Source organism: Micromonospora halophytica, assembly GCF_900090245.1.
GTDB lineage: Bacteria > Actinomycetota > Actinomycetes > Mycobacteriales > Micromonosporaceae > Micromonospora > Micromonospora halophytica.
The window spans coordinates 190,161-199,094 of record NZ_FMDN01000010.1 but is presented as its reverse complement, the minus strand read 5'-3'; the positions used below and the strand labels follow the sequence as shown (position 1 = coordinate 199,094).

Genomic DNA, 8,934 nt, shown 5'->3' with positions numbered 1-8,934 from the left:
AGATCTCCCGCGGTGTCCGCGTCGGCCTGCAGCATCGCCTCGATCCGCGCCCAGGTCCCGTCCTCCTGCCAGCGGGTGAACCGCTTGTACAGCGTCTTCCACGATCCGTATCGCTCCGGCACGTCACGCCACGGCACCCCGGTCCGCACCCGGTACACGATCCCGTTGATCACCTGCCGGTGATCACGCCACCGCCCACCACGCTGCGGCGTCATCGCCGGCAGCAACGGCGCGATCCGCGCGTACTCGACATCGCTCAGCTCAAACCGTCCACCCACAACAGAGATGAATAGTCGAGCCACGCCCCAAGATCCAGGAGACACGCCCTAGCACGATCCGCAGGATCGGTGGGGGTTGTCCACAGGGCTCTGCTCGTCGGCGCCGCGAGGTTGTCCACAGGGATGTCGGCGGAGGTCGGCGCGCGACGACGCTGTCGTCATGCCCTCACGACCGCATCGCCCGCCCGCCCTCGCCTGGCGGGTCTTCCGTGGCTCGGACGCCGTCCGGCGCGGGCTCCTCACCCGGCACCAGCTTCGCGGGGCGTCCTGGGTCCGCCTCTACCAGGACGTCTACGCCGACGCCCGGCTCGACCGGGACCATGCCCTCGCGTGCCGCGCAGCGGTGCTGCGGATGCCGGCCGAGGCGGTGATCGCTGGTCCGTCCGCTGCGTACCTGCACGGGATCGAGCACGCCGCCGGCTTCGCCGACGAGGTGCACGTGCGGGTGCCCCGTGCGGTCCGGGTCGACTCGACGCGCGGCATCCGCGTGCACTCCGTCGGCGGCGGCCGGCGGCTCACGCCGCTGCTCTCCGGCGCTCATGATCATCCCGTTTCCGGCGTTCACGGCCATCCGGCAGACCATCAGGGTGAAGCCCAGCAACGCCAACAGCACCGCGATGACGATCATCGACGCCGGCCACCTGCGCGCGGCCGACTCAGGCCGGGTGAGGGGGTGTCCCCGATTCCGAGCGGGTCCGAGGCGATCGCACCCTTCACCCCGCCCAGGTCCGAGCCCGCGCTCGCCGCCTGGGACACGGAGGAGGCGATCGCACCGCTCACCCCGCCCCGGTCCGAGCCTGCGCTCGCCGCCTGGGACACGGAGGAGGCGATCGCACCGCTCACCCCGCCCCGGTCCGAGCCTGCGCTCGCCGCCTGGGAAACGGCGGCCTGGCTGGAGCCCGCTCGCGCGGTCGGCATCGTCGACGCGCTGCTCGGCGGAGGGCTGACCACCCGAGCGGCGTTGGCCGAGGTCGGCACGCGCTTCGCCGACCGGCCGGGCGGCCGGCGTGCCCGTGAAGTCTTCGACCTGGCCGATCCGGCGGCGCAGTCGCCGCCGGAGTCACACCTTCGGGTACGCCTGGTGCTGGCCGGTCTGCCCCGGCCCGTCGCCCAGCACCCGGTGCGCCTGCCGTCCGGCCTGGTCCTGCATCCCGACCTCGCCTGGCCACAGTTCCGGGTGGCGGTGGAGTACGACGGCCGATGGCACGCCGACCCGGACCAACTGCACCGGGACCGGCGACGGCTCAACCAGTTGGTGCTCGCGGGCTGGACCGTGCTGCACGTGACCAGTCGCCGGCTCCGCGACGACTTCCCGGGGATCCTGCGTGAGGTACGCGGAGCCCTCACCACGCGGGGCTGGCGGCGTTGATCGACTCCATGCCGGTGACATGGCGGCCTCAAGCGCGCCGCGATACCGCCACATCGGCGCAACCGCGCAACGCGGCGGGCAGCTCGGCCAGGGTGGACAGCTCGGCGTCGGGGCGTACCTCGGGCGGGCACGGCAGGCCGGCCCGGTTCAGCCAGATCCCGCGCAGGCCGGCGCGTTGCGGGCCGACCACGTCGTGGGCGAGCGAGTCCCCGACGTACCCGATCTGCTCCGCCGGCACCCCGGCCGCCTCGATCACGGCGGCGTAGAACTCGGGGTCGGGCTTCCGGGGCAGGCCGCCGTCGTGCGCGTACAGCTCGAAGGCGAACTCGCCGGCCAGGCCGCAGCGTTCCGCGCGGCTGTTGCCGTTGGTCGCGTAGCCGAGGGTGTGGTGGGGTCGCAGCGCGGCGAGCGCGGGCAGCGCGTCGGTGAACGGCCGGGTCAGCGCGAACCGCCGGGCGAAGAAGAGGGCCGCCAGTTCGTCGAGGTGGTCGGTGAGCCCGGCCCGGGCCAGCGAGCGGGCCAGCGCCGCCCGGCGGATCTCCGCCACCGGCCCGGCGCTGTGCTCGTCGAAGACCGCGTGCCAGTCCGATTCCAGGTCCGCGAGCGAGACGTCGGCCGCCGCCGGGGTCAGCCGCCGCATCTCCGCCAGTACGCCCAGCAGCCCGCCGGTGACCGCCGGGCGCAGGTCGAGCAGGGTCTCGTCGGCGTCGAACACCACCACGCTCAGCACGACGGACACCGTCTCACGTCAGGGCCGGCTCGTCCGCCCGCTCGGTCAGCGGGTCGGCGCGGACGCCGCGCAGCTCGTCGAGGCGGACCAGCGCCACCCCGGCGACGATCAGCGCGCCGCCGAGCAGTTGCACCACGGTCGGCAGCTCGCCCAGCATCAGCCAGGCGATGAACACCGCGAACATCACCTCGGTCAGCCCCACGAACGACGACAGCCGGGCGCCGAGGACGCGGGTGGCCGCGATCCCGGCCAGGTACGCGACCACCGCCGCCACCAGCGACAGCCCGGCGATCGGGACGAGCCAGCTGGTGCGCTGCCCGGCGAAGTCGACCTCGCCGAAGGTGGCCCGCAGCGGCAGCACCCCGGCGAGTCCGAGCAGGGCGAGCACGGCGGCGCCAACGGCCATCCCTCCGCTGGCCATGGCGACCGACGGCAGACCGGCGTCGACCCGGGCGGCGAGCACGAAGTACCCGGCCAGGCCGACCGCCGCCCCGAGGCCCCAGAGCACACCGACCGGGTCGAGCCGCCCGGCACCGGTGAGGTCGAGCACGAAGGCCAACCCGGCCAGCGCGGCGACCGAGCCGACCACGGTGAGCCGCCGGGGCCGCTGCCCGTGCACCAGCCACATCCAGGCCACCACGAGGATGATGCCGAGGTACTCCAGCAGCAGGGCCACGCCGACCGGCAGGTAGCGGACGGCGTTGAAGAAGCACGCCTGAGCGGTGGCGACGCCGAGCAGGCCGAAGACGCCGACCGGGCCGAGGGTGCGGCGCAGGAGCGCCCCCTTGCCGCGCAGGGACAGCACGGCCGGCACGGCCAGCACCAGGGCGGCGCTGCCGACCCGGGCGACGACCACGGCCTCGGCGGACCAGCCGGCCTCGATCAGTGAGCGGGCGAAGGTGCCGGAGGTGGCGAAGGTGACGGCCGACAGCAGGGCCAGGCCGAGGCCGACGCCGGTGGATCGTTGGTGCATCGGGGCTCTCCTCGCCGGCACGGCCGTCATGAGCAAACTGCGCTTATGCTGGTGACGCTAACGGCCGGTCGAGACAGGAGTCAAGTTGCTCTTCGCTCATGACACCGAGGCCGGGCTGATCGCCGCGACAGCCCTGGTCAACACCGACAGCCGGGACGGGGAGGGACTGCCGGACGTCGACGCGCTGGGCGACTTCCTCGTCACCCACGGCTGGACCGGCCGGCACGAACGGACCGAGGCCGAGCTGCGCGCGGTCCGCGCGCTGCGACCCCGGCTGCGCCGCCTCTGGTACGCCGACGTCGACGAGATCGTCGCCATCGTCAACGAACTGCTCCGCGAGTCCCACGCGCTGCCCCAGCTCGTCCGGCACGACGACGAGCCGTACCACCTGCACGCGGTGCCCCGGGACGCGCCGCTGGCGACCCGGATGGCGGTCGAGGCGGCGATGGCCGTCGCCGACCTGGTTCGCGGCGGCGAACTGGCCCGGCTGGGCACCTGCGCCGACGCCGACTGCGACAGCGTGCTGGTCGACCTGTCGAAGAACCGGTCCCGCCGGTTCTGCGACGCCGGCTGCGGCAACCGGGCCGCCGTCACCGCGTACCGGGCGCGGAAGGCGGCCCGTCGGTCCTGAGCAGCTCGTACTCCACCTCACCGTGTTCGGTGCCCGGAATCGGGTCGTCGAACTGCGGGTGGAAGGTGCGTACGTACCGCAGCCCGGCCTTCTCCATCACCGCGCGGGACCGGACGTTGACCGCCATGGTCTGCGCCCACACCCGCCGGACGCCCACCGTGTCGAAGGCGTGCCGGACCAGCGCGCGGGAGCCTTCGGTGGCCAGGCCCCGCCCCCACGCGGCGCGGCGCAGCCGGTAGCCCAGCTCCGCCTCGGTGCCGTCGCCGGACGGGTCGAGCGCGAACCAGCCCAGGAACTCACCGGTCGAGCGCTCCTGCGCCGCCCAGCGACCCAGGCCCGGGGTGTGGTCGTAGCAGGCGAGGATGCGCGGCAGGTGCTCGTCGCGGACCGTCTCGCGTGGCGTCACCGCCCCACCGGTCAGGAAGCGCATGACCTCCGGGTCGGCGTCCAACCCGACCAGCAGGTCCACGTCGTCGGCGGTGAACCGGCGCAGCCGCAGTCGTGCGGTCTCCAGCAGCACCCCGTCAGGTCCGGTCATGCCCCGGATCATGCCGGCAGCCCGGCCGGTTGATCCACGGGTTATCCGTCCTACACTGCCGCCGTGGTCAGGGGCCTGCTGCTCGACTTCTACGGCACCGTCGTGGAGGACGACGACGCCCTCGTGGCCGCGATCGCCGCCCGGGTGGCGGCCGGGGCGAGCACACCGGTCACCGCCGAGGCCGTCGCCGCGGCGTGGATGCGGGAGTACACCACGGTCGCGGAGGGCCCGCCGTTCCGGCTGCTGCGCGACAGCGCCCCGGAGAGCCTGGCCCGGGTGATGGCCGAGGTCGGCTGCCCCGGCGACCCGGCGGCGCTCTACGCGGCCGAGACAGCCCGCTGGGGACCACCAGCGTTGCGCCCCGGCACCCGGGAGTTCCTCGCCGGACTCCGGCTGCCGGTCTGCGTGGTCTCCGACGCCGACCGGGCCGACCTGGCGGCGGTGGTCGCCCACCACGGCCTGACCTTCACCGCCGTGGTGACCAGTGAGGACGTCAGGGCGTACAAACCGGATGGCGCCATGTTCCGCCGGGCGCTCGCCGCGCTGGGACTGGCCGCCGACGAGGTGCTGCACGTCGGCGACTCGCTGCGCACCGACGTCGAAGGGGCGCACGCGGCGGGCATCCGCGCGGTCTGGGTCAACCGGCACGGGACCCCGGCACCGGCCGGTGCCCCGGTCAGCCACGAGATCACCGACCTGACCGGCCTGGCCGCGATCATCCGCTGACCGAGGGTCCGTCGCCGCTGGCGGAGCACTGGCGACGCGCCGGCCGGAACTGGCGGAGCACTGGCGGGCACTGGCGGGCACTGCCCACGCTCTGGCGGCGCACTGGCGGTGTGCCGGCCGGAACTGGCGGCACGAGCAGGTTCAGGCGGAGAGGTCCGCGGCGGGCAGGCCGGTCGGGTCAGCGCGGCGGCGCGGCCACGAAGGCCCGCCAGGCGTACGGGTCGAAGGTGAGCACCGGCCCGGCCGGATCCTTGCTGTCCCGCACCCCGACCACCCCCGTCAGGTTGGTCGCCACCTCGACACACTGGTCGTTGGAGCCACTCCGGCGGCTCTTCCGCCAGACGGCGCCGGTCAGTTCCATGACTCGGCAATCTCCCTCAGCCGCTCGACCGATTCCTGCGGTGGCAATGCCATGCCGAGGGTAGCTTCCCAGGTGCGTTGCAGCCGCACGAGATCGGTTGGGTGATCCAACTCCTGCCCACCGATCTGGCCGCCGAGGAAAGCAAGCTCCACACCACCCGCGAGGCTGGCGAGGATGAACGGGCCGTTCAGCCCGGGGTACTCATCTGCCGAGGACGGCACGACGTGAAGTCGCACCTGCGGATGCTCCGTGCCGATTCGGGCGAGGTGCAGAGCTTGGTCGCACATCACCTTCCGGCCGCCGACCCGCCGCCGCAGTACCGCCTCATCCAGCACCGCGACGAGACGCGGGGGGCGTTCGGCATAGAGCACCCCCTGACTGTCCATTCGGTCGGCCAGACGCCGCTCGACCTCGTCAGGCTCAAGCAACGGGTCGGACTCGAAGACCGCCCGAGCGTATGCCTCTGTCTGCAACAGGCCCGGGACGTGCAGAGGATCGAACCAGCGCAGGGCCCATGCCTCGGCCAGGATCCCCCGCCAACCACGTAGCCAGACCTGAGCCTTGTCCAAGGCGACCAGTTCGGTGAGCATGCGGCCGAAGATGCCGCCGGTGTCCAGGGCCCGGTCGACCAACTCCAGGTACTTCGCGGTGGGCTGCTGCTGGCCCAACTCGACCGCACTCACCATCGACGCCGAGTAGTTGACGGCCTTGGCCAGCTCGTCCTGGCTCAGGCCCCGGCGCGTCCGCGCCCGACGCAGCTCGGCGACCAGGAACGCCGCCGCCGTCATCCGCCCGTCCGCCATCTCCAGCCGTCCTCCAGCGCCCCGGGTGATCCATTCCAGCGCCGCGCCGACCTGGCGATCCGGGAACGCAGGGCGTCTCGGGCAGCGGGCGCGAACCCTTCACACCGTAGTGGTGCCGTCACCACACTGTGAAGCGCGACAGCACCCGGCCCACCCTCCGGCCGGCGGTGTCGCGGTGGGACCGCCCGCTCCCCCGGCCGGCGGTCCCACCAGCCGGGGGGAGACGACGCGATCGACCAGCTTCCAGGAGACGACGAGATGCCCCGGCCCACCCGGCGACACCAGCCTGCCCTGCCCCGACCCACCGAACGGCCTGCGCCGGCTCTGCTGAACCGCCTGCACCCGGGCGGGTGGCAGGACCCCGCCCCCAACCGGGGTCCGGTACCGCTCGCGCCCCGCCACCGTCGGACCTGGCGTGCTCTTCGCCGGTGGTGCTCCTGCGGGTTGCGGTGGCGCAACTGCCCCGACCGGCACGCCACCGTACCCACCGAACCGGTCGCCGGCCCGCCCGCGCCGACTCGCCCGGCCTGGGCCGACACCACCGTGGCGTACCCGACGGTGGGACGTGCCGGCTGGCTCACCCCCGCACAGCAGTGGCGAGCCAACGGCGGCCGTTGGTGAACGCCGGGCCCTGGCCCGGCGGATCAGGGTACGGCGACCAACCGCGCCCGCACCTGCCGCTACGCCCCATCTGGCTCTGTCGGAGCTGCGCCCTGCCGTGGCCCTGCGCGACGGCCCGCCTCGCCCTGGTCGCCGAGTACGCGCACGACCGGGTCGCGCTCAGCGTCTACCTCTGCGCGGTGCTGCACGACGCGGCCGGCGACCTGTACCGGCTCAACCCCCACGACGGGCCCGACCCGGCGACCCTCTTCCGGCGCTTCCTCGCCTGGGTGCCGCGCGTCCACCCAGCCCCGGACCGCTGATGATCCACACCGCTGCGGCGATGTGGCGGTGTCGCAGCGCACCGGATACCACCATTCCGCCGCAACGGAGTGGATCATGGCGCAGGAGCCGGCCGAGGTGCGAGCGCGGCGGTCAGGGGTGGGTCATCCGGAGCAGGTCGAGGGCCTCGTCGAGCTGGGTCTCGGTGAGCTTGCCGGAGTCGACGTGCCCCCGGGAGATCACCACCTCCCGGATGGAGACCTGCCTGGCCAGCGCCTCCTTGGCGATCGAGGCGGCCTCGTCGTACCCGAGGTGGCGGTTGAGCGGGGTGACGATCGACGGCGACCCCTCCGCGTACGCCAGACAGACCTCGGCGTCCGCGATCAGGCCGACCACCAGACGGTCGGCGAAGACCCGGCTGGACGCGGACAGCAGCTTGATCGACTCCAGCAGGTTGCGGCCCATCACCGGGAGCATGACGTTCAGCTCGAAGTCGCCCTGCGAACCGGCGAACGCGACAGTGGCGTCGTTGCCGATCACCTGCGCGCAGACCTGGCGCATCGCCTCGGCGACCACCGGGTTCACCTTGCCCGGCATGATCGACGAGCCGGGCTGGAGATCGGGGATGCGCAGCTCGCGCAGACCCGCACGCGGGCCGGAGCCCATCCAGCGGATGTCGTTGGCCATCTTGTAGAGCCCGACCGCGATGGTCCGCAGCTGACCGGAGGTCTCCACCAGCGCGTCCCGGGAGCCCTGCGCCTCGAAGTGGTTGCGCGCCTCGGTCAGCGGCAGGCCGGTCGAGGCGCGCAGCTTCTCAATCACCTTTCCGGCGAAGCCGAACGGGGTGTTGATGCCGGTGCCCACGGCGGTGCCGCCGAGCGGCAGCTCCGCCAGCCGGGGCAGCGCCGACTCCAGCCGTTCGACGCCGTAGCGGACCTGGGCGGCGTACCCGCCGAACTCCTGCCCGAGGGTCACCGGCGTGGCGTCCATCAGGTGGGTACGCCCCGCCTTGACCACCGTCTCGAACTCGGCCGCCTTCTCCTCCAACGCCCCCGCCAGGTGCTTCAGCGAGGGGATCAGGTCCTCCACGACGAACTGGGTGGCGGCCAGGTGGATCGAGGACGGGAAGACGTCATTGCTGGACTGCGAGGCGTTGACGTCGTCGTTCGGATGCACGTCGCGGCCCAGCTCCCGGCCGGCCAGGGTGGCGATCACCTCGTTGGTGTTCATGTTGGACGACGTGCCCGAGCCGGTCTGGAACACGTCGATCGGGAACTGGTCGTCGTAGCCGCCGTCGGCGACGTGCGCGGCTGCGGTGGCGATCGCCTCGGCCACGTCGGCAGGGATCACCCCAAGCTCGCCGTTGACCTGGGCCGCCGCGCCCTTGATCTGGGCCAGGGCCTTGATCTGGGCAGGTTCGATGCCCCGCCCCGAGATCGGGAAGTTCTGCACCGCGCGCTGGGTCTGCGCCCGCCACAGCGCCTCGACGGGCACCTCCACCTCGCCCATCGAGTCGCGTTCGATCCGGTAGCCCGCCGCCTCTGAAGTCGTCACATGTTCCATCCTGCCGCGCCCGACCGTGGCTCGCAGGAGGAAGCCGAGTGCGACCAGCCCCCGGCGGCCGGCAGATCCCGACCGCCGGC

General features: G+C 73.1%; 12 protein-coding genes. 4 read left to right on the top strand and 8 right to left on the bottom strand.

What is annotated here, in order from left to right; translation table 11 throughout:
- Window positions 1-215, bottom strand: a 215-nt coding sequence (locus GA0070560_RS16190; protein ID WP_245675549.1) for a transposase, incomplete at its 3' end; no start/stop codon positions are given.
- 229 nt (window positions 216-444) lie between these two features.
- Window positions 445-906: a hypothetical protein gene (locus tag GA0070560_RS29495; RefSeq protein WP_245675544.1), complete on the bottom strand. Its 462-nt coding sequence runs from the start codon at window positions 904-906 to the stop codon at window positions 445-447.
- Between the two features lie 45 nt (window positions 907-951).
- Between GA0070560_RS29495 and GA0070560_RS29490 the strand changes: the two genes are divergently transcribed.
- Window positions 952-1,647, top strand: coding sequence for an endonuclease domain-containing protein (locus GA0070560_RS29490; protein WP_245675543.1), 696 nt, complete (start codon window positions 952-954; stop codon window positions 1,645-1,647).
- A 28-nt stretch (window positions 1,648-1,675) separates the two neighbouring features.
- On the opposite strand, the gene GA0070560_RS16180 is transcribed toward GA0070560_RS29490, so the two are convergent.
- Both GA0070560_RS16180 and GA0070560_RS16175 read right to left on the bottom strand, forming a co-directional pair.
- Entirely contained in the window at window positions 1,676-2,377 is a 702-nt protein-coding gene (locus tag GA0070560_RS16180; RefSeq protein ID WP_091297727.1) for an HAD family hydrolase, read from the bottom strand.
- Window positions 2,378-2,390: 13 nt separating this feature from the next.
- Entirely contained in the window at window positions 2,391-3,350 is a 960-nt protein-coding gene (locus tag GA0070560_RS16175) for an EamA family transporter (protein ID WP_091297676.1), read from the bottom strand.
- An 85-nt stretch (window positions 3,351-3,435) separates the two neighbouring features.
- Here GA0070560_RS16175 and GA0070560_RS16170 point away from each other — a divergent pair, with 85 nt between their 5' ends.
- Window positions 3,436-3,981, top strand: coding sequence for a CGNR zinc finger domain-containing protein (locus GA0070560_RS16170; RefSeq protein ID WP_091297674.1), 546 nt, complete (start codon window positions 3,436-3,438; stop codon window positions 3,979-3,981).
- Here the strand turns inward: GA0070560_RS16170 and GA0070560_RS16165 are convergent.
- Window positions 3,941-4,519 (bottom strand): GNAT family N-acetyltransferase, encoded by a 579-nt coding sequence (locus GA0070560_RS16165; protein WP_091297724.1) that lies wholly within the window; start codon window positions 4,517-4,519, stop codon window positions 3,941-3,943. The genes GA0070560_RS16170 and GA0070560_RS16165 overlap by 41 nt on opposite strands.
- A gap of 63 nt (window positions 4,520-4,582) precedes the next feature.
- Here GA0070560_RS16165 and GA0070560_RS16160 point away from each other — a divergent pair, with 63 nt between their 5' ends.
- Window positions 4,583-5,245 carry an HAD family hydrolase gene (locus GA0070560_RS16160; RefSeq protein ID WP_091297671.1) on the top strand — a complete coding sequence of 221 codons (663 nt, stop codon included), beginning with the start codon at window positions 4,583-4,585 and terminating at the stop codon, window positions 5,243-5,245.
- Between the two features lie 178 nt (window positions 5,246-5,423).
- Here GA0070560_RS16160 and GA0070560_RS16155 read toward each other — a convergent pair whose 3' ends face one another.
- Both GA0070560_RS16155 and GA0070560_RS16150 read right to left on the bottom strand, forming a co-directional pair.
- Entirely contained in the window at window positions 5,424-5,606 is a 183-nt protein-coding gene (locus GA0070560_RS16155; protein WP_091297669.1) for a DUF397 domain-containing protein, read from the bottom strand.
- On the bottom strand, window positions 5,597-6,409 hold the full coding sequence (locus GA0070560_RS16150; protein WP_091297666.1) for a helix-turn-helix domain-containing protein: 813 nt from the start codon (window positions 6,407-6,409) through the stop codon (window positions 5,597-5,599). Before GA0070560_RS16150 ends, GA0070560_RS16155 begins: the two co-directional genes overlap by 10 nt.
- A gap of 617 nt (window positions 6,410-7,026) precedes the next feature.
- Between GA0070560_RS16150 and GA0070560_RS16145 the strand changes: the two genes are divergently transcribed.
- Complete coding sequence (locus tag GA0070560_RS16145; RefSeq protein ID WP_091297663.1) at window positions 7,027-7,332, top strand: hypothetical protein; 306 nt, start codon at window positions 7,027-7,029, stop codon at window positions 7,330-7,332.
- A 112-nt stretch (window positions 7,333-7,444) separates the two neighbouring features.
- Here GA0070560_RS16145 and GA0070560_RS16140 read toward each other — a convergent pair whose 3' ends face one another.
- Window positions 7,445-8,845 carry a class II fumarate hydratase gene (locus tag GA0070560_RS16140; protein ID WP_091297660.1) on the bottom strand — a complete coding sequence of 467 codons (1,401 nt, stop codon included), beginning with the start codon at window positions 8,843-8,845 and terminating at the stop codon, window positions 7,445-7,447.
- Between the last annotated feature and the right edge of the window lie 89 nt (window positions 8,846-8,934).